Raw genomic sequence first — 23,188 nt, forward strand, 5'->3', positions numbered from 1 at the left:
CCGGGCGGGGACCGTTGACCGTCCGGGTGCGCCTCAGCCAGGGTGGCAGGGGGTGGGGAGCGATCAAATTGCCGTTTTGCGCATTCGGCTCGGCGTGTCGTCTCCATTTTCGCAGTGTGATCACGATGCACCGGGTGCCGACCAACCGAGGTGCCAGGTACGCAGGCGGGGTAGACAGGGCTGATGGCGTACCCCCGCAGTGCCCTGTTCGCCCCGCACGGTGCCGTCTCGACCAGCCATCCGCTCGCGGCGGCGGCGGGCCTGGCCGTGCTGCGGCGCGGCGGCAACGCCGTCGACGCGGCGCTGGCCACCGCGATCACGTTGACCGTGGTGCAGCCGCCGTCCAACGACATCGGTGGTGACCTGTTCGCGATCGTGTGGGACGGCGACCGGCTGCACGGTCTCGCCGCCGCCGGGCGGTCACCGGCCGGGCTGACCCGGGAGGTGGTGCTGGCGGCCACCGGCGGGATGGCGGCGGAACCTGTGGCGGCGCTCGGTGGCGCGCAGGCGTCCGGGCCGGCGATGCCCGCCCGGGGCTGGCTGCCGGTGACGGTGCCCGGTGCGCCGGCCGGCTGGCGCGACCTGCACGACCGGTTCGGCGTGCTGCCCTTCGCCGACCTCTTCGCCGACGCGGTCGGGTACGCCGAACACGGCCACCCCGTCTCCACCGGCACCGCCGCCACCTGGGCCCGGGCGCTGGCGCAGCCGGTGCCGACGGGTGCCGAGTTCACCGAGTTCGACCGGGTCTTCACGGTGGCCGGCCGGGCGCCCCGGGCCGGCGGACGCTGGCGCAATCCGGCGGCGGCCCGGACGCTGCGGCTGATCGCCGCCACCGGCGCGGAGGACTTCTACCGGGGCGCGATCGCGGCGGCGCTGGACGGGCACGCCGCCCGTACCGGTGGCCTGCTCACCGCCGCCGACCTGGCCGCGCACACCTCGACCTGGGTCGACCCGGTCAGCGTCCGCTACCGGGGGCACGAGGTGTGGGAGCTGCCGCCGCCGGGGCAGGGGCTGGCGGCGCTGCAGGCGCTGGGCGTCCTGGACGGCCTCGATCCGGTCGTCGACCCGGTGGACCGGGTGCACCGGCAGGTGGAGGCGGTCAAGCTCGGCTTCGCCGACGCGCACGCCCACGTGGCCGATCCGGAACGCGTCGACGTGCCGACCGCCGGCCTGCTCGACCCGGGCTACCTGGCGGCGCGGCGGGCGCTGCTCACCGACCGGGCCGGCGTCCCGGTGGCCGGCACACCCGAGCGGGGCGGCACCGTCTACCTCTGCACGGCCGACGCCGACGGCCTGATGGTCAGCCTGATCCAGTCCACCTACCTGGGGTTCGGCTCCCGGGTGGTGCTGCCCGGATACGGCTTCGCCCTGCAGAACCGGGGCACCGGTTTCCGGCTCGACCCGGGTCACCCCAACCTGGTGGGGCCGGCCAAGCGGCCCTTCCACACGATCATCCCGGGTTTCCTGACCCGCGACGGCGCACCGGTCGGCCCGTTCGGGGTGATGGGCGGGCACATGCAGCCGCAGGGGCACGTCCAGCTGGTCGCCGCGACCGTCGACGACGGCCGTGATCCGCAGGCCGCCCTCGACGCCCCCCGCTGGTACTGGCACGCCGGCCGGACCCTGCTGGTCGAGCCGGCCCTGGCGGCCGAGCCCGGCCTGGTCGCGGGGTTGCGCGCCCGGGGCCACGAGGTCACCGTCGCCGACGAGCCGTCCGTCTTCGGGTACGGCCAGGCGCTGTGGCGGGCCCCGGCCGGCGGCTGGGTGGTCGGCGCGGAGCCCCGGGTCGACGGCGCGGCGCTGGGCTACTGACCCCCGGCCCGCCCGGCCGGCGAGGCGCTCCGGTCGGATCCTCGGCCCGTCCGGCCGGCGAGGTGGTCCGTGCCGGGGCGGTGGCGGCTCAGGCGGTGGGGACCCGGTCGCGGAAGGTGGTGCGGTAGCCCTGCGGGGTGGTGCCGACCCGGCGGGCGAAGTGGTGGCGCAGGGCGGCGGCGTCGGGGAAACCCGAGCGGCCGGCGACGCTCTCCACGCTCAGCCGGGTCTCCTCCAGCAGCCGGCGGGCCAGCAGCACCCGCTGGTTGGTCAGCCAGTCGTGCGGGGTGGTGCCGGTCTCGGCCCGGAACCGGCGGGCGAAGGTGCGCGGTGACATGCCGGCGCGGGCGGCCAGCTCGTCCACCGTGGTGGGCCGGTCCAGGTGCCCCACCAGCCAGCTCAGCACCGGTTCGAGGGTGGGCGCGTCGGGGGTGGCCGGGATCGGCGCCTCGACGTACTGGGACTGGCCGCCGTCACGGTGCGGGGGGACCACCATGCGGCGGGCCAGCCGGGTGGCGGTGACCGAGCCGTGTTCCTGGCGCACCAGGTGCAGGCAGGCGTCGATGCCGGCGGCGGTGCCGGCGCTGGTCAGCACCGGCCCGTCGGCCACGTAGAGGCTGTTGCACCGGACCCGGGCCGACGGGTGCCGGCGTTGCAGCTCATCGGCGTACTTCCAGTGGGTGGTGCACTCCCGGCCGTCCAGCAGGCCGGCCGCGCCGAGCACGAACGCCGCCGAGCAGACGCTGAACACGTACGCGCCCCGGTCGGCGGCGCGGCGCAGCGCGGCCAGCACCGCCTCGGGCACCTCACCCCCCTGGGTGTACGCGGGCACGGCGACCAGGTCGGCGTCGTCGACCGGGGCGAGGTCGGCGTGCGGGGTGAGCCCGAACCCGGAGGCGGTACGGACCGGGTCGCCGTCGGCGGTGCAGACGGTGAACCGGTAGCCGGGGAAGTCGTCGTCGGTGCGGTCGGTGCCGAAGACCTCGGTGAGCACACCCAGCTCGAAGACGGCCACCCGGTCCAACGCGATGACGGCCACCGATCGAATCATGTGACGAGGGTAACCGGAAAAGTGGCAGGAAATCGAGGGCACCTGGCATGACTGCCACTGTCCCGGCCCGGACCACTGGCGGAAACTGGGATGAGTCCGGTGCGCACCGGCGGCGAAAACCACTCAGATCGCGAGAAAGCGAGCGCCGCCATGCAGTTCCTGTTGTTCCTGCTCTTCCTCGCCGCGCTGACCGCCGCCTCGGCGTTCGGCCTGACCGCCGACACCCGCGACTCGGCCGACTGGAAGCCCACCGAGGAGGGCCGCCGCTGGCGATCCCGTACCTGCTGAGGTGGTTGATTCCGTTGTGCCGGAAAATTCGGGGCGGGACCGCGCCGAAAGGGGCGGCCCCGCCGACGCGGGTCCTCCGGCGTACGGCAGGCTAGGAGCATGGCTGACGGCTCCTGGTACGACGCCGACATCGATCACGTGATCATCTCCGAGGCGCAGATCCGCGAGAAGACGGCGGAGCTGGCCAAGCAGGTCTCGGCGGACTACGCCGGGGTCACCGACGGACTGCTGCTCGTCTGCGTCCTCAAGGGCGCGGTCATGTTCATGGCCGACTTCGCCCGCGCGCTGGGCCGGCAGGGTCCGCCCGTCGAGCTGGACTTCATGGCCATCTCCTCGTACGGCCAGGGCACCACCTCCTCCGGCGTGGTGCGCATCCTCAAGGACCTGGACCGGGACATCGCCGGCCGGCACGTGGTGGTGGTCGAGGACATCGTCGACTCGGGCCTGACCCTGTCCTGGCTGCTGCGGTACCTGGAGTCCCGGTCGGCCGCCAGCGTCGAGGTGGTGGCCCTGTTCCGCAAGCCCGACGCGGTGAAGGTCACGGTGCCGGTCAAGTACGTCGGCTTCGACATCCCCACCGAGTTCGTGGTCGGCTACGGCCTCGACTTCGGCGAGCGCTACCGCGAGCTGCCCTACGTCGGGGTGCTCAAGCCCGAGGTCTACGCCCGCGCCTGAGGTCCGCCCGGATCGGTCGTCATCGAGCGGACGTTCAGCGGGCTCCCAGGCAGTCCGACTACCGTGGGTGTCGGTGGCGTGGGACATCTCCGCGTCCGGCACCCCGACCCGCGTGACCGGGCGGTCGACGGTGCCGGTGCGCACGTTCCCCGTCACGCCGGCTGAAACCCCGGTTCGCCGTACGCGTAACCGCAGGGCTCGCAAGCTCGCTCCTCGCGTGCAGTAGGGCTACGAATGTGCCCGACTGCGGGGCTCGCAAGCTCGCTCCTCGCGTACACGGTGTACCGTCGAATGACCGCGGTGCGGCAGTTCGCGCGCCTCGGGGTCGAGGCCGGCCCGCACGGCGGCTCGACGCCGCCCCCGGCGGCGACACCATTCAGACGGTCAGGACGTCGATCAGGAGGATGCGGGCGCCTCGGCGCTCGACAACAGCATGGAACGTACGCGTTTCTTCCGCCGACCGGTGGTCTGGATCATCCTGGTCATCCTCGGCGCCGTTGTGCTCAGTCAGCTGTTCACCGCTGGTCCCAGCTACCACCGGGTGGACACTTCCGTTGCGCTCGACCAACTGCACACCGCCAAGATCAACAAGGTCGTCTTCCAGGACAAGGAGCAGACGCTCCAGCTCAACCTGGCCGAGAAGACCAAGTTCGGCGACACCACGACCGACCGGATCGAGGCCCAGTTCCCCTACCAGGCCGGCGAGCAGGTCTGGAACGAGGTGCTGGCGGCCAAGGCGGCCAACCGGGTCACCGGCCCGGCCGACGCCAAGGTGTCGTCCGACAGCATCTGGGTGAGCCTGCTGGTCAACCTGTTGCCCATCGCGCTGCTCGTGCTCCTGCTGCTGTTCTTCATGTCGCAGATGCAGGGCGGCGGCTCCCGGGTGCTCAACTTCGGCAAGTCCAAGGCGAAGATGATCACCAAGGACACCCCGAAGACGACCTTCGCGGATGTCGCCGGGGCCGAGGAGGCGGTCGAGGAACTCCACGAGATCAAGGACTTCCTCCAGAACCCGGCGAAGTACCAGGCCCTGGGCGCCAAGATCCCGAAGGGCGTGCTGCTCTTCGGTCCGCCCGGTACCGGTAAGACGCTGCTGGCCCGCGCCGTCGCCGGCGAGGCCGGGGTGCCGTTCTACTCGATCTCCGGTTCCGACTTCGTCGAGATGTTCGTCGGTGTCGGCGCGAGCCGGGTCCGGGACCTCTTCGAGCAGGCCAAGGCGAACGCCCCGGCGATCGTCTTCGTCGACGAGATCGACGCCGTCGGCCGGCACCGTGGCGCCGGCATGGGCGGCGGCCACGACGAGCGGGAGCAGACCCTCAACCAGTTGCTCGTCGAGATGGACGGCTTCGACACCAAGGGCGGGGTCATCCTGATCGCCGCCACCAACCGGCCGGACATCCTCGACCCGGCGCTGCTGCGTCCGGGCCGCTTCGACCGGCAGATCCCGGTCGACGCCCCCGACATGGAGGGCCGCAAGGCGATCCTGCGGGTGCACGCCAAGGGCAAGCCGTTCACGCCCGACGTCGACCTCGACGCGGTCGCCCGGCGTACCCCCGGCTTCTCCGGTGCCGACCTGGCCAACGTGATCAACGAGTCGGCGCTGCTCACCGCCCGCAAGGAACAGCGGGCGATCACCAACGACTCGCTGGAGGAGTCGATCGACCGGGTGATCGCCGGGCCGCAGCGCCGGACCCGGGTGATGAGCGACCAGGAGAAGAAGATCACCGCGTACCACGAGGGTGGGCACGCGCTGGTCGCCTGGGCGCTGCCACACGCCGCGCCGGTGCACAAGGTGACCATCCTGTCCCGGGGACGCTCGCTGGGGCACACCCTGGTCCTGCCGACCGAGGACAAGTACACCCAGACCCGGGCCGAGATGATCGACACCCTGGCGTACGCCCTGGGTGGCCGGGCCGCCGAGGAACTCGTCTTCCACGAGCCCACCACCGGGGCCGGCAACGACATCGAGAAGGCCACCCAGTTGGCCCGCGCGATGATCACGCAGTACGGCATGAGCTCGAAGCTCGGCGCGATCAAGTACGGCACCAGCGGGGACGAACCGTTCCTCGGCCGCAACATGGGCCACGAGCGGGACTACTCCGACTCGGTCGCCGCCGAGATCGACGGCGAGATGCGGGCCCTGATCGAACTGGCCCACGACGAGGCCTGGGAGATCCTGGTGGAATACCGGGACGTCCTGGACAACATGGTCCTGGAGCTGATGGAGAAGGAGACCCTCTCCACCGCCGACATGGCCCGGATCTGCTCCCGGGTGGTCAAGCGCCCGCCGATGGCCCCGTACAACGGCTTCGGCAAGCGTCTGCCCTCCACCGAGCCGCCGGTGCTCACCCCGGCCGAGAAGGAGAAGCTCAAGGCGCAGGCCACGGCCGACGGCATCTCCGTCGGCGGGGCCACGAACAACTCGGACGGTCTGCACTGAACACCGACGCCGCGGCCAGCCCCGACAACCCGGGGCTGGCCGCCTCGTCCACCGAGCCCGGCGACGAGACGTTGGACTACGTCGCCGCCCGGCTGATCAGCGGCAAGCTCAACGGTCGCCCGATCGAGGACACCATGGACCTCGGCCGGATCGAGAAGGCGGTCCGCGAGATCCTCATCGCGGTCGGCGAGGACCCCGACCGGGACGGCCTCCAGCAGACCCCGGCCCGGGTCGCCCGCGCGTACGCCGAACTCTTCGCCGGCCTGCGGGTCGACCCGTCCCAGGTGCTCAGCACCACCTTCGAGGCCAACCACGAGGAGTTGGTGCTCGTCCGGGACATCGACGTGATGAGCCTCTGCGAACACCACCTGCTGCCGTTCCGGGGCAGCGCGCACATCGGCTACATCCCCGGCCCCGACGGCCGGATCACCGGCCTGTCCAAGCTGGCCCGGCTGGTCGAGGTGTTCGCCCGCCGCCCGCAGGTGCAGGAGCGGCTCACCTCGCAGATCGCCGACCTGCTGATGAGCAGGCTGCAACCGCGCGGCGTCATCGTGATACTGGACTGCGAGCACATGTGCATGGCCATGCGCGGCATCCAGAAGAGCGGGGCCAAGACCATCACCTCGGCCGTGCGGGGCGTGCTCCAGCACGACGCGAAATCCCGCGCCGAGGCGATGTCGCTCATCATTCCCCGCTGAACCGCTGAACCGCTGAACCGCTGAACCGCTGAACCGCTGAACCGCTGAACCGCTGAACCGTGGCGCGTGGGACGGCGCGGGTCAACCGGCCAGCAGCGCCAGCGTGATCCCGGCGGCGGTCACCACCGCCGGGATCAGACAGGTCAGCAGCCCCAGCCGGGGCGTACGGTCCCACCGGCCGTCCGGCCCCGGCGGGAACAGCCGGGCGATCGCCACCCAGCCGGCCGCGAACGCCGCCGCCGGCATCGGCAGACCCGCCAGCAGCGCCGCCACGACCACCGGCCCGGTGCCGAGGGTCACCAGGAGCAGCAGCTGCACCAGCGGCACGACCAGCGCCAGCGGGCCGTACACCAGCAGGTTGCGCAACCGGGGCGGCCAGGCCGCCGGCCGCAGCGAACCGCGCGCCGCCAGCGCCGCGTCGGCACCCTCCGCCCACCCCTGCGCCGTCCGCAGGCCCGCCAGCACCGCCGCCGGACCACCCGCCATCGCCCGGGTCGCCTCGGCCAGTTCCGGTGGGGTCGGGGCCAACGAGATCGCCGGTACGCCCAACTCGCGCAGCCGGGCCTGCTGCGGCGTCAACCGGGCACGCACCTCGGCCAACTCGGCGCGGGCCGCCTCCACCGCCCGGGCCTGCGCGGCGGCGGCCGTCGCCGCACCCCGGCGTACCCCGTCGAGCTGACGGGCGGCGGCCAGGTAGTCGGTCCAGGCGGCGGCCACCGACGGGGTCGGCTCGCCGCCTGTCCGCTGCCGGACCGGGGCCACCGTCACGGCGTCGTCGATACTCACGCCCGACGCTCCTCGCGGCTCGTCACGCCCGCTCCCCCTCGCGGTCGGTCACCTACGGTCTTCCTGGCGGTCGGTCCCGTACGCCCCGCCCCGCGTGGGCCGTCCTCCGGGCCCCGCCTGCCGACTCCGCAGCGCGTCGCCACCGCGCGGACCCCGCCGTGGGTGGCTTCCGCACGGGCCCGGCCGTGGCCGGTCACGCCGGGTCCGCCTCGTCGGCGAACGGCACCAGGACCGTGCCCCGGTCGTCGGCGGTGTCCCAGAGGACCACCCGGGCCGGCCGGGGACGCCACTGCACCGGGTGCCCGAAGAGCGGGGCGAGCTGCGCACCCGGCACGTCGACCGCCGCGACCGCAGCCAGCTTCCCGACCTCGCCGTCCGGCTCCACCAACCCGGCCAGCGGCGGCACCGTCCGCCACCAGCCCAGCAGGTGCCGACCCGCCGGTGGGCCCTCCCGCAGCAGCGCACGCAGCCGGTCCGGCGGCAGTTCCTCGGCCGAGGGCACGTCCACCCCGAACACCACCAGGTAGGTCGGGCCGGTGCCCGGGGAAGCGGTCAGCAACCCCGGCCCGTCCACCGTCGACACCCGGTGGCGTCCGCCCAGTTCGGCGGCGAGCGCGGCGGCCAGCGGCGCGGACCCCTCCGCCAGCGGCGCGAGCACGAACTCCGCGCCGCCCGGCGGATGGTGCGCGGCGGTGCTGCGCGCGGCCGTCGCCAGCAGCGTCGCCGCCGCCGGACCCGGCCCGAGGACAGCCAGGTTACGGCCGGCCACCGGGCCCAGCGGCACCGCCACGGTCGTCCGGGCCACGTCGACCGCCCGGCCCAGCAGAGCTGCCGGCGCCCCGCACCGGCCGGCGATGGCGGCGCGCATCCGGGGGTCGTTGCCCAGCAGCGGCCGGGCCCAACCCGCGAACACCACGGGCGGTACGGCACCCTCCGGCCGCGCCGCGAACAGCCGGTGCCGCAACTCCTCCACCACCTCCGGGACGTCGTGCGGGTCGGGGAACCGGACCAGCCGCTCGTGCCCGCGCGTCGCGCCGCGTGGGCCACCCAGGCCCCCGGCGGTGTTGACCACGGCACTGCCCACCGCCAGACCGGCGGCGGCGTCGTTCGTCGGCATCAGCACCGCACTGCCGCCGGCGAGCGCCACCCGCACCGGGAACTGCCCCAGCACCGAGTCCCGGGGTGCCGGTCCCGCGCCGACCCCCAGGTCACCCGCGCCGGCCAGAACCAGGTGCACGCCGTACCCGCGACCCGAGCGGGCCAGCCCGTCCAACCGGGCCAGCACCTCGGCGGCCACCGGGTCCCGATCCGTTAGCAGCAGTGGAAAGTTGTCGATGACGCAGACGACGCGCGGCAGCCCCTGATGGTCACGCAGTTCGGCGAAACGCTGACCGCCGGCCCGCGCCGCCGCCTCCTCCCGACGGTGGATCTCCGCCGTCAACTGGTCGAAGAGGTCCCGCACGTACTCCGGGTCGGCGGCCATCCCCGCCGCGCGGACCTGCGGCACCCAGGACCTGTCCCGCTGGGTCTGGAGGAACTCCACGAACGACTCCCCGGCACCCAGGTCCACCAGGTACAGCGCCAGCTCGTCCGGGCCGTAACGGGCGGTCAGGCCGAGCAGGGTGTTGGTCAGGAAGGCGGCCCGGTCCGCGTCCGACCGGCCGCTGACCAGCCAGTGCGGGGTCAACTCGGTGAAACCCACGGTGACCGGCCGGCCGCCGGCATCCCCCACCGTCGTGGACAGGCCGTCGACCGAGGAGGACGCCCAGAGCGGCGCATCCCCGGGCGGCAGCAACTCGGCGAGACCCAACCGGGAGCCCGCCTCCACCTGGTCGGCCAGCCGCCGGCAGACGGCCCCGATCAGCTCCGCGCCGGGGTCCTCGTCGACGAGGACGGGACAGTTCAGGCCACCCGGCGCATCGGTGCCCGGCCCGCTGAACGGGCTGCCCGGCGGATCACCCAGCAGCGCGTACGAGGTGCGCAGTCGTACCGGGGTGGCCTGCGGCAGCGGCGGCCGGGTCGCCGGCCAACCGGCGACCACCAGGTGCAGACCCGCACCCCGGCCCCGCTCGGCCAGCGCCACGATCCGGTCCAGGTCACTCGGCCCGGTCGACCCGGGCAGTGCGGCGATCACCAGCAGCAGCGTCCGGTCGTGCCGGCGGGGCCGGCCGGCCCCCGGGGAGACCCACTGCTCGGCCTCGGCGAGCACCGCCCGCAGACCGGCCACGTCCGTCGCCGCCGGCGGGAACAGTCCGGCGTCGGCGAGCGCGGTGAACGGGGCGAAGACGGCCCCGTCCCGGCTGGCCGTCGTCCCGCTGTGCCGCGGTGCGGTGCTCCCGTCGGCGTCGGCGTCGGCGTCGGCGTCGGCGGCGGTGGTGTCGGCGGCGGCGTTCCGGGGGACGGCTCCCGTGGTGCCGGCTCTTCCGATGTCGGCCTGCCCGGTGCCGGCTTGCTCCGTGCCGGCCTTGCCGGTGCCGGCGGCGACCGGGCGGGCGGAGGTGGCGGCGGTGCCCGGCCGGGTGCCGGTGCTCGCGGTGTCCGGTGGGGCGGTGCCGTCGACGCCACGGACCAGTAGGCAACCCGCCGGAGTGGCCGCCAGAAGGCGCAGCAACACGCCCCGGACGAGACCCGCCACCCGGGTGTCGCGCACGTCCACGTCGAGGGTCAGGTGCGCCGAGCCGAGCAGCGGCACCAGCGCCGGGAAGCGCGCATCCTCCAGCGGGGCCGCCGTCCCGATCCGGACGAAGGGCGGATGCCCCTCACCACACGGGGTGTCCGCCGACAGGTCCGCCATCGCGTCCCCGGCCCAGCCCGGGGCGAGCAGTGCGGCGGCATGCCGCAACCGGTCCGCCAGTTCGTACTGGCGGCGCTGGTCGGCGGGGGCCGGACGGATCTCGTCGAGGACCGCAGCGGCAGCGGCAACGGTCGCGGCGGCCCGGCGGTGCAGGGCTGCGGCGCGGTTCGTGCGAGCCTTCGGACCGGCCACCGCGTCCACCCCTCTTTCCGAGGTGCTCCACCCCGCTGTTCGCGATGGGAAGCCTCCCCGACTGCAGACCGTATCCCAGCCCCGGCCGCTCCTCCGGGAAGCGCGGCGGCGGTGCGCCGGGCTTGTTGCAAATCGCGGCGAACTCTCACCTCCCGGGGTCGTCCTGTCACGATCCGCAGCGTTCGGGGCATTGGGTACGGAGCGTCCAGCCGATAGCCTCAGGGGGTGGAATCAGTGCAGCCCCCCGCCGGTTCCCAGGTGTCCCGAGTACCGGCGCAGCGGACCCCACCGGAGCACTCGGCACCCCCTGCACCACCGCCGGTGCCGCAGCGTCCACCCCGTCGGCTGCGGACCGTCCTCACCGTCGTCGCCGGGGTGCTGGCGTTGCTCTGCATCGGCGGTGGGATCACCGGCTACGTGCTGTACGAGCGGGCCGCGACCCCGGACCGCAGCGCCCCGGACGTCGTCGTCGACAACTATCTTCGTGAGTTCCTGGTCAACGAGAACGACACCCGTGCCAGTCTTCTCGTCTGCCAAGACGCGGATCTTGGTGCGGTTGCGGCTCTCCGTGACGAGTTGCGGCAAAGAGAAAGCAGATTCAATGTTGTAGTAAGAGTCGGCTGGGGGGCGCTGACCAGGGTAGAAACGCCTCAGGGGGAGTCCGTGACGACCACGTTGACCATCTCGGGTTCGTCCAACGGCCAGCAGCGAAGCAGCCGTCGGGAGGACTGGACCTTCGATGTCGTCGACATTCGTGACGGCTGGCGTGTCTGCGGTGCGCGGAAGGCTGTCTGACGACTATTCGATCCACAGCAGGTGGACGGGGATCTCCATCGTGGTGGGCGGTTGTCCGCGCCAGGCCCAGCGGTACCACTCCAGTTCCGGCGTGACCCGGACGCAGATGTCCCCGTCGGAGCCGGAATAGGACTCGGTCACCGCACGTAGATCGCGGTGTTCGACGCCGTCCTCGACGTGGACCACCCGTCGTCCGCTGACCGCGTCGGTCTCGAAGACCGGGGTGGGGGCCCGGTGCGTCGGCCCGTCCAGCGAGACGAGTTGGATCCCCTGCTCGCGCACCGGCCCGGTGGGGGCAGGCCGGTCGCCCAGGGTCTCCACCCAGACCCGCTCCACGGGGACGAGCGGGGCGAAGACCTCCACCTGGTCGGCCTCTGCCCGGTACCACTCGTGCTCGGGGATGACCGGCACGTAGGTGCGGCTGCCCTGCACCACCCGCTCGTCGGCGCGCAGGTCGCCCCGCCAACCGAGGCCGGGGAGCCCGACGAGTACCCGCCTGCCGCGCAGTTCGACCCGACCCGTGGCGGGAACGATCTCGACCGGCCGTGGTGGAAGGGGTGCCCAGTCGGGCTGACCTGCGAACGGGTCCGGCAGTGGTCCGCTCATCGGGGCGACGGCCTCATGCCGAACCGTTCAGCGGTGCACCGCGCTGCCGCATGAACGGCACGGGGTTGATTCCGCCGGAGAAGCTGCGGTTGCTGTCGATGTGCACCTCGAAGTGCAGGTGCGGGCCGGAGGAGTTGCCACTGCTCCCGACCAGCCCGATCACCTCCCCGGCCTTGACGAGTTGCCCGGGGACCACCCGGGGCTTTTCGATCATGTGGCAGTACCGGGTGATGAAGCCGCCGGCGTGCAGGATGTCGACGAACCACCCGCACCCTCCCTTGCCGGGGAAACCGTCGACGTCACAGTTGCGGTTTCCACGGTGGTCCGGATCGCAGCGGGCCACCAGTACCCGACCGGTGGCGGCGGCGTGGATCTCGGTTCGCTTGCGGGCGCCGATGTCCACACCGTTGTGTCGGGGTCGGCTCGCCGTACGGAAGCCGGAACCGACCCCGCCCTCGATGGGCGCGGTCCAACCGGAAGCGGCGATGGTCCGGGCGGAGGCCCGGTCGCACACCGCCTGCTCGGCGATCTGGACGGTGCGGGCAGCCCCACCGGCGAGCGCGTTGACGATCTGACTGGCGACGTCCTCGTGCTTCGCGTACGCGTCGGGGTAGGCGCTGATCTGTACCTTCTGCGCGGCCCGGGTCAGGGGCATATGCTCCCAACCGTCGATCTTCAACAGCTTCTCGTAGAACTTGCGGGCCGCATAGTCGGGGCTCATCCGTTGGGTGACGCTGCCCCAGCCGGCCCGCTGCTGGAAGAGACCGAGGGAGTCGTGGTCAGAGCCGACACCCTCGTTCGGGATGCCGCGGGAACCGGCGACGGTGCTGTTGGACAGGTTACGCAGCGCCGACTCCTGCATCGCCGTGGCCACCGCGATCACCCAGCCCCGGGGGGGCACCTTCATGTCCTGACCGACCTTGATGATGACTGCGGCATTACGCATCTGGGTGGCCCCGTACGCGGACATCCGGGGCATCTTGCCGGTGACGTTGACCCGGTGTTCGTCATCGCACTGCTGCTCGTTCGATACCAGGGTCTCCTGGTCGCCGCCGAGATTGGTCAGGAAGAACGCGGCACTGCCGCCACCGCAGCAGAGCAACGCGAGAACGCCGGTCAGCGCGGCGGCGACGGCACCCACCCGGACCCGGCGGCGTGGGGCTCCGGTAGGTGACAGTTCGGCAGTCATTCCCGCTCCCAGTCCACGGCATCCACCAACCAGCGGCCGTCGGGGGCAACCAGTTCCAGTCGCAGCCGCCCGCCCTCCAACGGAACCAGAACCTCCGTGAAGACCGCCGTCCGGGGACGCAGCGTCGGGGTGCCGGCGATCTTGACGGCAGGCACCCCGGCCGGGTCGGCGCCGGTCAACTTCTCGGTGAGTTCCGGTGTCGACATCGGCCGCAGAGCCGCCTGCCACTGCTCCGCAGTGGTGGTGGACCCGCCCAGCCAGGCGGTGGTGAACCGGGTGGCCGTCTGCTCGGGGGTCAACTCCCCGGGCCGGGTACGCGGCGACTCCGGGAGCGGGGTGGCGATGACCCCGTCGTCACCCTCCTCCGGATCGACGGTGGTGATCGGTTCCCGTGGGCGGCTGCTGAGTCCTGCTGTGAGGTCGTCGGGACCGGACACCAGGCGGGCCGTGCCGATCACCCCGAGCACCAGCACGGCGATCACGAGCGCGATGCCGATCCGTGACCGGATGAGCCGCGTGAAGAGAAGTTCGACCGCTCGCCGCATCGCGTCACCTTGCCTCGGAGCGGATACGGGGGCTGGGCTTCACGGGTGTCGGCGCCGGCGTGGCGGAGTCGGGTCGGTAGACCACGAAGGACGGGGCCTCCTCCGGCACGTCCGGCTCGGTCCAGCCCGCCGGACGACGCCGTGGGCGGGGTGCGGCCGTGGGCCGGCTGCTCTCCCTGGCTGGTGGCTTCGCCTCGGTCTCGTCGACGCGTTCGCGGCCATCCGGGCGTTCCCGCTGTGCCGGCGTGCTGACCGTCGAGTGGCTCGGGTCCTCCCGCCTGGCCTCAGGACGTAGGGTGGCCGGTTCCAGCGTGGCCCCGCGCCCCCGGGTGAGCTTCGGCTCGGCCGTACCCCCTGGTTCGGCCACGTCGAGTCGGGCGGCGACGCGCATGTCTCGGAAGAACCGGCGGTGCCACGACCCGGCCGAGCCGACCGCCTCACTGCTGTCCTTGCCACCGAGCTGGGTGATCCTCCGGTAGGGCCGGAGCAGCAGCCAACCGACCACACCGCAGAGCCAGACCAGCACCACCTGGAGCCAGCCCGGCAGGGTCGGAGTGCTCATGATCAGGTCGACGGCGAACAGGTAGATCGCCGCTCCGGTACCGAAGATGGCGATGTTGAACACGGCAGCGACCACGGCGTTGGCCAGCCGTCGCAACCCGGCGCTGGCCGGACGGAGCAGACCGATCGTGCCCAGGATCGGTGCGGCGATGACCGCCCACCGGAAGATCATGAATCCGAGCAGCACCAGCAGCGAGGCGGTGAGGTCGAACATGGCGAAGAGCAACGCGGCCAGGACCGCGATGAACCCGGAACCGATCCGGTCCATGTCCCGGCTGCCCTGGAGATACTCGTATGCCTCAGGATCCTCGGTCTTGATCTGCTCGGCGACCGTCATCCACTGCTGCTGCTTGGCCTTGATGGTGGCGTCGCGGGTGGCGGGGTTCTCCCGGAGCTTCTCGGCCTCCTCCCAGGAGAGCGACTTCGCATCGTAGAGGGCCGCCCCGTACTTCTTGGCCGTCTCGCTGTCCGCCGAACCCAGCACCCCACGTAGCCAGTTGCGGTACAACATCGATTCGGTGGCGGTGTCACTGGCGCGGACGGCCGGGGGGCGACTGTCCTTGCACGCATCAGGATTTGGATCGTCGCACTGGTCTGCCGGTGTGTCGCGTGCTGCCGGACCGATTGCGTCATGGACGACGCCCAGTGAGGTGATGAGGGTGCCGTCGGCAATGTTGGCGGACTTCACCGGCCAAGCAGCCAGTGCGGTCACCGCGACCATCACCAGCAGGGCCCAGCCGGCGGTGGTCATCGCGTTGCTCATGTCCGACTGGCGGGAGCGCCAGAGCAGGTAGAGGCCCACCACACAGAGCGTCACGATGCCGAAGACGCTGAACACCTTCTGGTAGACGGCCTTGGTCGCCTTCTCCACCAGCGGGTCGGCCCAGTTCCACATCGACCGGGGGTCCCAGGCGCGTTCCCGGAGCGCGTTCGAGGCACCCACCACGGCGGTTGCCATCATCAGTTCGCCGTTGGCGACGGTGGTGGTGAACTTGTAGTCCGGATGGAGGACGGTGGAGGCGCAGCCCCCTTCCACGTCGTACGTGTTGAAGCTGTAGCCGCCGTAGCCGTAGTCGCTGTAGAGGCCCTTCGGTCCGGGGAGCTTCGACGCGTCGGGGCGGGAGGCGAACCATCCGGCCAGGCCGGAGTCCGGGGCCGACGGCACCGGCGGCTTACGGCAGTCCACCTCGGTCTCGCTGACCTGCTTGAGCTTGGCGACGCAGGCGCGGAAGTCGGCCTGCCACTCCTTGGTGGTGCAGAGGTCGGCGGCCGCCTGTGCCGTCAGGGCGGCCTGACCTGTGACGGGCGTACGGGCGTACGCCGGTGTGGCCCCGACCACCGGCCAGGCGATCGTGGCACCGGCGAGTACGCCGAGTGCGAGGAGGAGCGCCGTGATCCGTGCCCGGGCCCTCGCCATTGTCACGCCTCCAGATCAGCCAGGACGGTCGGCAGTATCCCGGCGGCCTGGGCGACCGCGGCGGGGGTGGTGTCGAGGTGATCCAGCAGCCCCTCGACGTACGACACGTCGACCCGGACCTTCTGCACCCGGCCGTCCACGTCCCGCATGACGAACTCGCGGAAGCCGAGCCGGGTGGCGGAGGTGGTGTCGACGGCGGACAGGGAGGCCAGGGTGGCCTCGTAGCCGTCGTCGACCGGCACCCGGAGCAGCCGGAGCGCCTCGGAGGCGATCTCGGTGTCCTCGGCGATGCGGCCGACGAAGACGGTGGAGACGAGGTTCTGCACGTCGAGGCCGAGGATGTCCTTCGGGTTCTGCGAGGCGACCAGGGCGGCGAGGTTCCACTTGCGGGAGTCGCGGGCGAGGCGGACCAGGAAGGACCGGCCGGAGCGCCAGCCCTCCATGAAGTGCGCCTCGTCCAGGCCGACGAGTTTGCGCGAGGACATCGACCCGCCGTAGCAGCGGCGGACGGCGAGGCGGTGCGCGGTGTGCAGCATCGGCAGCGCCAACGCCTCCTCGGCCGACCAGTACTCGCGTTCGATCTTGAGGTCGGGCAGTCGCAGGCCGGCCATGGTGATCACGGTGAGCGCCGCCCCCGCACCGAGCAGCCCCTCCGGGGGGCGGCCGAAGAAGAGCATGGCCAGGGGCATCTCGGCGGTGTCGAGCAGCAGGTGGGCCAGTTCCCGGCCGGCGTCGTCGTCGAGCCCCTGCAGGCAGGTGACCACGTCGTCCAGGGTGGACGTCTCCTCGGCCGGCACCTGGCGTACCGCGTGCCGGAACAGGGTGGCGGTGGACGCCTCCCGGGCCACCTGCGGCGGCACCAGCATCATGCAGATGTCCTGCACCAGCATGCGTCGCTCGGCCCGGGCGTTGGACACGGCGATCTCGAACTCCCGGTCGCCCGCTGCCCCGGAGGCGAATTCGCTGCGCAGCGGGGTGGGGATGAGCGCGTATGGGGCCAGCGTCCCCGGTTCCGAGCCGGTCAGGTTGAGCACCCGGGCGTACGGCTTGAGTTCCGGCATGGCGCAGAGCCGGGCCAGCGGTCCGGACGGGTCGAGCAGGGTGACCTGCACGCCCCGCCGGGCGGCCAGGTAGCCGAGCGCGCCGAGCAGGGTCGACTTGCCACCACCGGGTTCGGCGACGAAGACGGCGAGCCCGGAGCGTTCGCGTACCTCCATCGGGAAGTGCAGGTCGAGGAAGACCGGCCGACGGCAGGTCCCGGCGGTCCGCCCGATCAGGTCGCCCCGGCGGTCGCCGACGGTCGACGCCGCCTGGGGGAGCGCGGCGGCCAGCAGCGGCACCGGCATCCGGCGGACGTAACCGGTGTTGGCGATCGGCTCGCCGGGGATGAACTCCCGCGCCAGCCAGTCCTGGTTCTTCGGGTGTTGCAGGGAGATGCGCAGTTCCCGGGAGTAGAGCTGGATGAGCCGCCGGGCCCGTTCCATGCACTCCTCGCGGGTCCGGCCGCCCACGGCGATCCGGTGCCAGCCGTGTGCCCGGGCGGAGTCCACCGGCAGGCCGGTGGTCATCTCGTCGCCGATCACCAGCGCCCGCTTGGCGAGCCGTTCCAGCTCGGGTGGGGCGTCGATGCCGTGCTCGGCGTAGTCGAGCTGCTGCGACCGGATCATCCGCAGCCGGTGTTCGAGGTTACGGAAGGAGTCGCCGGAGCCGAGGATGTCGACTCGGGTGGAGATCTCCATCGGCCAGGGCAGCCGCTCGTGGAAGTGCAGCCACGGCTCGTGCCGTTCGGGGATCTCCAGCGGCTCCATCCGGCCGACCGCCAGCACGGCCACGTGCCGTTCCTCGCCGGTCATCCGGTTGACCAGCTTGACCGTGGTGCCGTACGGGGTGCGGTAGCGCTCCACCTGTTCGGTGAGGGCGAGCAGGTCACCGCGTTCCCACCGGCCGTTGGTGACCGGGGAGAGCGCACCGGGCGGGGCCATGCACAGCGCCACCGAGCGGTAGAGCAGCCATTCCAGCTCCTGTGCGGTGACCCGCCGGCCCCGCATGCCGAAGCTGCCCAGCACCTCGTCGAACTGTTCGACGGTGCGCCCCAGCTTGCGGCGTTCACCGTCGGCGGTGCCCTTGCCGAAGGCGCGCAGCAGGCGTTCGGTGAGGGAGTCGCCGAGGGAACGACGGGCGAAGGTGACCCCCAGGTAGGTCTGCCCCTCGGCGTGGTTGACCGACATCAGGTGCTGCTGCGCGGCGACCAGGTGGTCGGCCCAGCCGGGCGTGCCGGGGACGTCGGGCAGCGGCGACGCGGTGTGCGCGTCGATGGTGCGGGCCCACTCGTCGGCGGGGAACGGCCTGGTGGTGCGGCGCAGGTGCAGCCGGAAGCCGGCCAGGCCGGCGTACTGCTCGGAGATCGCGGAGAGCAGCGCCTCGCGTTCGGCGTCCGGGCGGAACGCCCACCGCACCTCGGGGAGCCAGTACCAGGCGGTGACCGTGTTGGGGGTGAAGGTCAGGTGCCCGGCGATCTCGGTGATGGCCAGTTCGATCGACGGGTCCCGGTCCCCGAACTTGATCTTCGGCGGGCGTACCCGGACCGGCTTGGTCGCCGCGGTGCGGCGGCTCGCCGCGCGTTCCCGGGGCGTGGCCAGTTCCCGGGAGCCGGGGTCCGTCGGCGCGGGCCGGTCGGGGTCGGCGGGTGCGGGCCGGGCCGGTTCGGCGGCCAGCGCGCCGGCCGGGGCGACCACGGCCTCCGCCCGGATCGGCTCGGCCGGGTCCGGCCAGGCCGGCTCGACGTCCTCCGGCCAGGCCGGCTCGACGGGTTCGGGCCAGGCCGTGGTCGGGGGCGTCGGGGTGGGTCGGGGTCGGGGGGTCAGGGTCGTGTCCCGCCGGGACTGCCCGGCGTTCTCCCGCCGTGCCTGGTCGGCGGCCTCGCGTCGACCCCGCTCCGCCGTCTCGCGCCGGGCCGTCTCGGCCGCGTCCCGACGGGCCTGCTCGGCGGCCTCGCGCCGGGACTGCTCCGCAGCCTCCAGGCGGGCCTGTTCGGCCTCGCGCTCGGCCTGCGCGACCGCCTCGCGGTGTGCCAACTCGGCAGCGTCGCGTTCGGCCCGTGCCACCGCCTCACGATGAGCCGCCTCGGCTGCCTCGCGGCGGGCCGCGTCCGCCGCGGCCTGTTCGGCGGCCTCCCGGCGGGCCCGCTCGGCGGCCTCGCGCCGGGCACGGTCGGACGCCTCCCGGGCCCGTTCGGTGGCCTCCCGGCGGGCGCGTTCGGCCGCCTCCCGCGCGGTGAGCGGCTCGCCGGTGTCCCGGGGGAACAGGTCGGTGGGGATCCGGCGCGGTGCCCGCTGCGGTGCCTCGGCCGGACGCTCGCCGGTCGGGGTCGCCGCCGACCGGTCGCCCTGCTGGTGCGGGACGCGGGTACGCGCGGCCCGCTCGGCCGGTGGGGCCGCCTCGATGGCCGCCGGAGGTGCCTGCGCCTCGATGGCCGGCGGCGCGGGGGCCGGCTGGTGCGGCACGGGTCGGTGCTCCCGGCCGGGCCCCCGACGCGCGGGGGTGCCGGGCGACGGGGTGGCACCGGGGCGGGGACCGCCGCCGAAGAGGTCCAGGAAGGGGGAGTCGATGTCGGTGCCGTCACCCACCAGCATCGGCGCGGCAGGTGCCGGCTCGGTCGGCGGGGTGCCCCGGCCGGGGCTGGGCCGGGGGGCCTGGAACACCCCAACGCCGCCCTGTCCCGGGCCGGTGAGCAGGGACGGGTCGTACGGCTCGTCGTCCCGCAGCTCCTCCTGGGGGTAGTCGAACGACCGCGCACGGTTACCGTGTGGGGCGCTGTGTCGTCCGGCCGGGAAACCCGGCGTGGAAGAGCGACTCATTCGACCGCCTCACCCGTGTGGTCCGACTGCCCGATTCGGGTCCGCCCCGTCATGCCAGTTCCTCCCGGATCCTGATCCGGCTGCCGACCAGGCGGGGGTCCCGCAGTTCGGCGGCCGGTTCCCGGGTGCGTCGCCAGTCGGTGAGCGCGGTGCGGATGACCATCCGCGCCGGCCGGTCCGGGTCGACGTACCGGAAGATGAACGAGGTGCTCACGATGGCGAGCGCGATCTCCCAGGCGGGAAAGAGCTCGACCTGCAGCGTGAACAGCCAGTGGATGAACATGTAGAGGGGTACGAGCAGCATGAACAGTCCGTACTGGGCGTACGGCAGGTGGACCGGAAGGGTGTAGCCGGGCGGCCCGAGGTAGACCAGGCGGGCCCGGTAGATGTCGTCGTCGGTGCGCAGCCGCATGTCTCGCCCGCGCCTATTCGAAGATCAGATCGATCAGGTAGTCACCGATGAAGAAGAGTGTTGCCGCGCCGGCGATGAACGCCAGCCCGACGATCGCGATGGCCGAGCTGGTCAGCACCTTGGAGATCTCGCCCCGGCTGGCCCGGCCGATGAAGATGACCCCGAGCACGGCGAGCAGGATGGGTGCGATCTTGCTGGCGAAGAAGGTGACGACACCGTTGGTGTCGATCCCCTTGGGGGCCGGTTCGGCGAGTGGCGTCGTCGCCAGGGTGTGCAGCACCTGTGCGACGCCGGAAGACGTCGTCTCCATCAGCTCGAAGGCGATCACTGGAACCTCCCCATAACGCGGCCGGCGGTGCCGCGGTGGTGCAGTAGGCAAGCCTGGCGGGAATGTGCTCACTGTGCACAGCGTCGGTGACGCGGCGCGGGTTTCTCGCCACGCAGAGTGGCGAGATTTGGGGGGATTTTCCCGCTTCGGCCCTCCCTCCAGGCTTCGCCATCTCTTGATGCTGGGCAATTCCACAGCGTACGGGCCGCCCTCCTTTGCGACAAGCCGCGAAGAGTCTGCCCGATTCGACCCGGACGACCGATCGTACACCTGTTCCAACAGGCACGTCAGGGTGGCCGTGGAGGGGCCGGTGGGGGTCCCCGGAGCGGCCCCGCGCGACCGGTACCGTCTAGTCGTGACCGATCTGGTACGGGCGCAGGCCCCGGTGGTGATGGGCGTCCTCAACGTCACCCCCGACTCCTTCTCCGACGGCGGCCGGTACGCGGATCTCGACGCCGCCGTCGCACACGGTGTGCGACTGCACGACGAGGGCGCACACCTGGTCGACGTCGGGGGCGAATCCACCCGGCCGGGTGCCGACCGGGTCGACCCCCGTACCGAGGCGTCCCGGGTGCTGCCGGTGATCCGCGAACTCGCCGCCGCCGGGGTGCCGGTCAGCATCGACACCACCCGTGCCCCGGTCGCCGAGGCGGCCGTCGTCGCCGGGGCCGCCGTGGTCAACGACGTCTCCGGCGGGTTGGCCGACCCCGACATGGCCCGGGTGGTCCGCGACGCCGGCTGCCCCTGGGTGCTCATGCACTGGCGGGGACACTCCCGGGGGATGCGCGAGCTGGCCAGCTACACCGACGTGGTCACCGACGTCCGGGCCGAACTGGCCCAACGGGTCGACGACGCGCTGGCCGCCGGGGTGGCCGCCGACCGGCTGGTGATCGACCCCGGGCTCGGCTTCGCCAAGACCGCCGCGCACAACTGGGAACTCAGCGCCCGCCTGCCCGAACTGCTCGACCTCGGCCTGCCGCTGCTCTTCGGGGCCAGCCGCAAGTCCTACCTGGGCCACCTGCTCGCCACCCCCGACGGCACCCCCCGGGACACCGACGGCCGGGCCGCCGCCACCATCGCCACCAGCGTGCTCGCCGTCGCCGCGGGCGCCTGGGGGGTACGCGTGCACGACGTCCGGGGCACCACCGACGCGCTCGCCGTCTGGGCGGCCACCGGCCGCCCCCGGCTCGCCACCACCGGCAACGACCCGGCCCCCACCGGCCGGACGGAGGGAGGAACGTGACCGACCGGATCGTCCTGACCGGACTGCGGGCCCGGGGCCGGCACGGCGTCTACGACTTCGAGCGCGCCGAGGGCCAGGAGTTCGTGGTCGACGCCGAACTCGAACTCGAACTCGCCCCGGCCGCCCGCTCCGACGAGGTGACCGACACCGTGCACTACGGCGAGCTGGCGCAGCGGCTGGTCGAGGTGGTCACCGGCGAGCCGGTCAACCTGATCGAGACGCTGGCCGACCGGCTGCTCGCGGTCTGCCTGGCCGAGCCGCTGGTGGTCGCCGCCACCGTCACCGTCCACAAGCCCGAGGCCCCGATCCCGCACACCTTCACCGACGTGGCCGTCACGATGCGGCGTACCCGGTGACCCGGGCGGTGCTGTCGATCGGCAGCAACCTGGGCGACCGGCTCGACCACCTGCGGGCCGCGGTCGCCGGTCTCGGTGACGCGGTGCTGGTGGTCTCCGGCGTCTACGAGACACCCCCGTGGGGGGACGCCGACCAGCCGGCGTACCTGAACGCGGCGGTCATGGTCGCCGACCCGGCGGCGACCCCGGACGACTGGCTGGCGCGGGCGCACGCCGCCGAGACCGCCGCCGGCCGGGTCCGCGACCCGGCCCGACGGTACGGGCCGCGCACCCTCGACGTGGACGTCGTCGCCGTGTGGGACGACGACGGTCAGCCGGTGCACAGCGACGATCCCCGGCTGACCCTGCCGCACCCCCGCGCCCACCAGCGCGCCTTCGTGCTCCGGCCGTGGATCGACATCGACCCGCACGGGCGGTTGGCCGGGCACGGCTGGCTGACCGACCTGCTCAACGCCGAACCGGTCGCCGGGGACGCCCTCGAACTGACCCCCCGCCCCGATCTTTCGTTAGAGTCGGACACATGAACCAGTGGAGCCGGCCGGTATGACGCCGTCCCGACCGTCCCGTGACCGGGAGCCCGACGGGTCGAGGATGGGCCCCACCCGGTTCTCGACGCTGCTGGTCGCCGCGCTCGCCGCCGCCGCCGTGGCCTGGTTGCTGATCAGCAGCTTCTACTACAGCGGCATCCCCCGGCTGCCCTGGCTGCCGGTGGTCACCCTGGCCGCGCTGGCCGTGCTGGAGGCGTACGCGGCGGTCAACACCCGGGGCCGGATCGAACGCAAGCCCGGCCGGGAACCGGTCAACCCGCTGCTGGTCGCCCGGTTCGTGGTGCTGGCCAAGGCGTCCGCGCTGGCCGGGGCGATCTTCCTCGGCTTCTACGCCGGGCTGACCGGCTGGCTCTTCGTCGAGCCGACCAACGCCGCCATCGAGGACCGGCCGGCGGCCGGGGCGGGCACCCTCGCCTCACTGGCCCTGGTCGCCGCCGCGCTCTGGCTCGAACGCTCCTGCCGGGTGCCCGAGTCCGACGACGACGCCGACGATCGGGCGGACCGACCCGGGCAGCGCTGACAGGGGTTACGTCCGCCCCCGGCGCGCGGGTACGGTGCCTGGCGACCGGAACACAGTCAGCCGTCACCGGTGACG

At 72.8% G+C, this 23,188-nt stretch carries 20 protein-coding genes; 10 read left to right on the top strand and 10 right to left on the bottom strand.

Annotated features, from left to right (window positions below; translation table 11 throughout):
- Positions 1–183 precede the first annotated feature (183 nt).
- Complete coding sequence (locus B5D80_RS11700) at positions 184–1,812, top strand: gamma-glutamyltransferase family protein (protein WP_088643859.1); 1,629 nt, start codon at positions 184–186, stop codon at positions 1,810–1,812.
- Between the two features lie 88 nt (positions 1,813–1,900).
- On the opposite strand, the gene B5D80_RS11705 is transcribed toward B5D80_RS11700, so the two are convergent.
- The gene (locus B5D80_RS11705; RefSeq protein ID WP_088643860.1) at positions 1,901–2,863 is read right to left on the bottom strand and encodes a GlxA family transcriptional regulator; all 963 of its coding nucleotides are present in this window, start codon (positions 2,861–2,863) and stop codon (positions 1,901–1,903) included.
- 150 nt (positions 2,864–3,013) lie between these two features.
- On the opposite strand from B5D80_RS11705, the gene B5D80_RS33665 reads away from it, so the two are divergent.
- The 4 genes from B5D80_RS33665 (at position 3,014) to folE (ending at position 6,964) form a co-directional block, all read left to right on the top strand.
- Positions 3,014–3,151, top strand: coding sequence for a hypothetical protein (locus B5D80_RS33665; protein WP_169733054.1), 138 nt, complete (start codon positions 3,014–3,016; stop codon positions 3,149–3,151).
- Positions 3,152–3,250: 99 nt separating this feature from the next.
- Positions 3,251–3,826 carry a hypoxanthine phosphoribosyltransferase gene (hpt, locus tag B5D80_RS11710; protein WP_067302270.1) on the top strand — a complete coding sequence of 192 codons (576 nt, stop codon included), beginning with the start codon at positions 3,251–3,253 and terminating at the stop codon, positions 3,824–3,826.
- A 433-nt stretch (positions 3,827–4,259) separates the two neighbouring features.
- Complete coding sequence (gene ftsH / locus B5D80_RS11715; protein WP_088643861.1) at positions 4,260–6,266, top strand: ATP-dependent zinc metalloprotease FtsH; 2,007 nt, start codon at positions 4,260–4,262, stop codon at positions 6,264–6,266.
- 35 nt (positions 6,267–6,301) lie between these two features.
- Complete coding sequence (gene folE / locus B5D80_RS11720) at positions 6,302–6,964, top strand: GTP cyclohydrolase I FolE (protein ID WP_088643862.1); 663 nt, start codon at positions 6,302–6,304, stop codon at positions 6,962–6,964.
- A gap of 81 nt (positions 6,965–7,045) precedes the next feature.
- Here folE and B5D80_RS11725 read toward each other — a convergent pair whose 3' ends face one another.
- Positions 7,046–7,732, bottom strand: coding sequence for a DUF4315 family protein (locus B5D80_RS11725; RefSeq protein WP_245854481.1), 687 nt, complete (start codon positions 7,730–7,732; stop codon positions 7,046–7,048).
- Between the two features lie 211 nt (positions 7,733–7,943).
- Positions 7,944–10,544, bottom strand: a complete 2,601-nt coding sequence (locus B5D80_RS11730; protein ID WP_088643886.1) for an FtsK/SpoIIIE domain-containing protein — start codon at positions 10,542–10,544, stop codon at positions 7,944–7,946.
- A 426-nt stretch (positions 10,545–10,970) separates the two neighbouring features.
- On the opposite strand from B5D80_RS11730, the gene B5D80_RS11735 reads away from it, so the two are divergent.
- Positions 10,971–11,531, top strand: coding sequence for a hypothetical protein (locus tag B5D80_RS11735; protein WP_088643864.1), 561 nt, complete (start codon positions 10,971–10,973; stop codon positions 11,529–11,531).
- Positions 11,532–11,534: 3 nt separating this feature from the next.
- Here the strand turns inward: B5D80_RS11735 and B5D80_RS11740 are convergent, their stop codons facing one another.
- Genes B5D80_RS11740 through B5D80_RS11770 form a run of 7 tightly spaced genes read right to left on the bottom strand, consistent with a single transcriptional unit; the run spans position 11,535 to position 20,446 of the window.
- Positions 11,535–12,137 (bottom strand): hypothetical protein, encoded by a 603-nt coding sequence (locus B5D80_RS11740; protein WP_088643865.1) that lies wholly within the window; start codon positions 12,135–12,137, stop codon positions 11,535–11,537.
- Between the two features lie 13 nt (positions 12,138–12,150).
- Positions 12,151–13,326, bottom strand: coding sequence for a M23 family metallopeptidase (locus B5D80_RS11745; protein ID WP_088643866.1), 1,176 nt, complete (start codon positions 13,324–13,326; stop codon positions 12,151–12,153).
- On the bottom strand, positions 13,323–13,871 hold the full coding sequence (locus tag B5D80_RS11750) for a hypothetical protein (RefSeq protein ID WP_088643867.1): 549 nt from the start codon (positions 13,869–13,871) through the stop codon (positions 13,323–13,325). The genes B5D80_RS11745 and B5D80_RS11750 overlap by 4 nt, the downstream gene beginning before the upstream one ends.
- A 4-nt stretch (positions 13,872–13,875) precedes the next feature.
- On the bottom strand, positions 13,876–15,849 hold the full coding sequence (locus B5D80_RS11755) for a hypothetical protein (protein ID WP_088643868.1): 1,974 nt from the start codon (positions 15,847–15,849) through the stop codon (positions 13,876–13,878).
- Between the two features lie 2 nt (positions 15,850–15,851).
- Entirely contained in the window at positions 15,852–19,706 is a 3,855-nt protein-coding gene (locus B5D80_RS11760; protein WP_245854478.1) for an ATP-binding protein, read from the bottom strand.
- A gap of 49 nt (positions 19,707–19,755) precedes the next feature.
- The gene (locus B5D80_RS11765; RefSeq protein WP_067302246.1) at positions 19,756–20,118 is read right to left on the bottom strand and encodes a hypothetical protein; all 363 of its coding nucleotides are present in this window, start codon (positions 20,116–20,118) and stop codon (positions 19,756–19,758) included.
- Between the two features lie 13 nt (positions 20,119–20,131).
- A complete protein-coding gene (locus tag B5D80_RS11770) occupies positions 20,132–20,446 on the bottom strand; it encodes a hypothetical protein (RefSeq protein WP_088643869.1) in 315 nt (104 codons plus the stop codon).
- 355 nt (positions 20,447–20,801) lie between these two features.
- Between B5D80_RS11770 and folP the strand changes: the two genes are divergently transcribed.
- The 4 genes from folP (at position 20,802) to B5D80_RS11790 (ending at position 23,113) form a co-directional block, all read left to right on the top strand.
- Positions 20,802–21,689: a dihydropteroate synthase gene (gene folP, locus B5D80_RS11775; RefSeq protein ID WP_088643870.1), complete on the top strand. Its 888-nt coding sequence runs from the start codon at positions 20,802–20,804 to the stop codon at positions 21,687–21,689.
- Positions 21,686–22,045, top strand: a complete 360-nt coding sequence (folB, locus tag B5D80_RS11780) for a dihydroneopterin aldolase (protein WP_088643871.1) — start codon at positions 21,686–21,688, stop codon at positions 22,043–22,045. Before folP ends, folB begins: the two co-directional genes overlap by 4 nt.
- Positions 22,042–22,569, top strand: a complete 528-nt coding sequence (gene folK / locus B5D80_RS11785) for a 2-amino-4-hydroxy-6-hydroxymethyldihydropteridine diphosphokinase (protein ID WP_088643872.1) — start codon at positions 22,042–22,044, stop codon at positions 22,567–22,569. The genes folB and folK overlap by 4 nt, the downstream gene beginning before the upstream one ends.
- Before the next feature lie 67 nt (positions 22,570–22,636).
- Positions 22,637–23,113 (top strand): DUF3180 domain-containing protein, encoded by a 477-nt coding sequence (locus B5D80_RS11790; RefSeq protein ID WP_211291464.1) that lies wholly within the window; start codon positions 22,637–22,639, stop codon positions 23,111–23,113.
- The last annotated feature ends 75 nt before the right edge of the window (positions 23,114–23,188 follow it).

The organism is Micromonospora wenchangensis, assembly GCF_002210435.1.
GTDB classification, from domain to species: domain Bacteria; phylum Actinomycetota; class Actinomycetes; order Mycobacteriales; family Micromonosporaceae; genus Micromonospora; species Micromonospora wenchangensis.

What these genes read in the sequence shown, in the direction of transcription:
- B5D80_RS11745 (WP_088643866.1), bottom strand. Translation starts at nt 13,326, where the DNA reads ATGACTGCCGAACTGTCACCTACCGGAGCCCCACGCCGCCGGGTCCGG.
- B5D80_RS11740 (WP_088643865.1), bottom strand. Translation starts at nt 12,137, where the DNA reads ATGAGCGGACCACTGCCGGACCCGTTCGCAGGTCAGCCCGACTGGGCA.
- B5D80_RS11700 (WP_088643859.1), top strand. Translation starts at nt 184, where the DNA reads ATGGCGTACCCCCGCAGTGCCCTGTTCGCCCCGCACGGTGCCGTCTCG.
- hpt (WP_067302270.1), top strand. Translation starts at nt 3,251, where the DNA reads ATGGCTGACGGCTCCTGGTACGACGCCGACATCGATCACGTGATCATC.
- B5D80_RS11705 (WP_088643860.1), bottom strand. Translation starts at nt 2,863, where the DNA reads ATGATTCGATCGGTGGCCGTCATCGCGTTGGACCGGGTGGCCGTCTTC.
- B5D80_RS11760 (WP_245854478.1), bottom strand. Translation starts at nt 19,706, where the DNA reads ATGAGTCGCTCTTCCACGCCGGGTTTCCCGGCCGGACGACACAGCGCC.
- B5D80_RS11730 (WP_088643886.1), bottom strand. Translation starts at nt 10,544, where the DNA reads ATGGCGGACCTGTCGGCGGACACCCCGTGTGGTGAGGGGCATCCGCCC.
- B5D80_RS11750 (WP_088643867.1), bottom strand. Translation starts at nt 13,871, where the DNA reads ATGCGGCGAGCGGTCGAACTTCTCTTCACGCGGCTCATCCGGTCACGG.
- B5D80_RS11765 (WP_067302246.1), bottom strand. Translation starts at nt 20,118, where the DNA reads ATGCGGCTGCGCACCGACGACGACATCTACCGGGCCCGCCTGGTCTAC.
- B5D80_RS11755 (WP_088643868.1), bottom strand. Translation starts at nt 15,849, where the DNA reads ATGGCGAGGGCCCGGGCACGGATCACGGCGCTCCTCCTCGCACTCGGC.
- ftsH (WP_088643861.1), top strand. Translation starts at nt 4,260, where the DNA reads ATGGAACGTACGCGTTTCTTCCGCCGACCGGTGGTCTGGATCATCCTG.
- B5D80_RS33665 (WP_169733054.1), top strand. Translation starts at nt 3,014, where the DNA reads ATGCAGTTCCTGTTGTTCCTGCTCTTCCTCGCCGCGCTGACCGCCGCC.
- B5D80_RS11790 (WP_211291464.1), top strand. Translation starts at nt 22,637, where the DNA reads ATGGGCCCCACCCGGTTCTCGACGCTGCTGGTCGCCGCGCTCGCCGCC.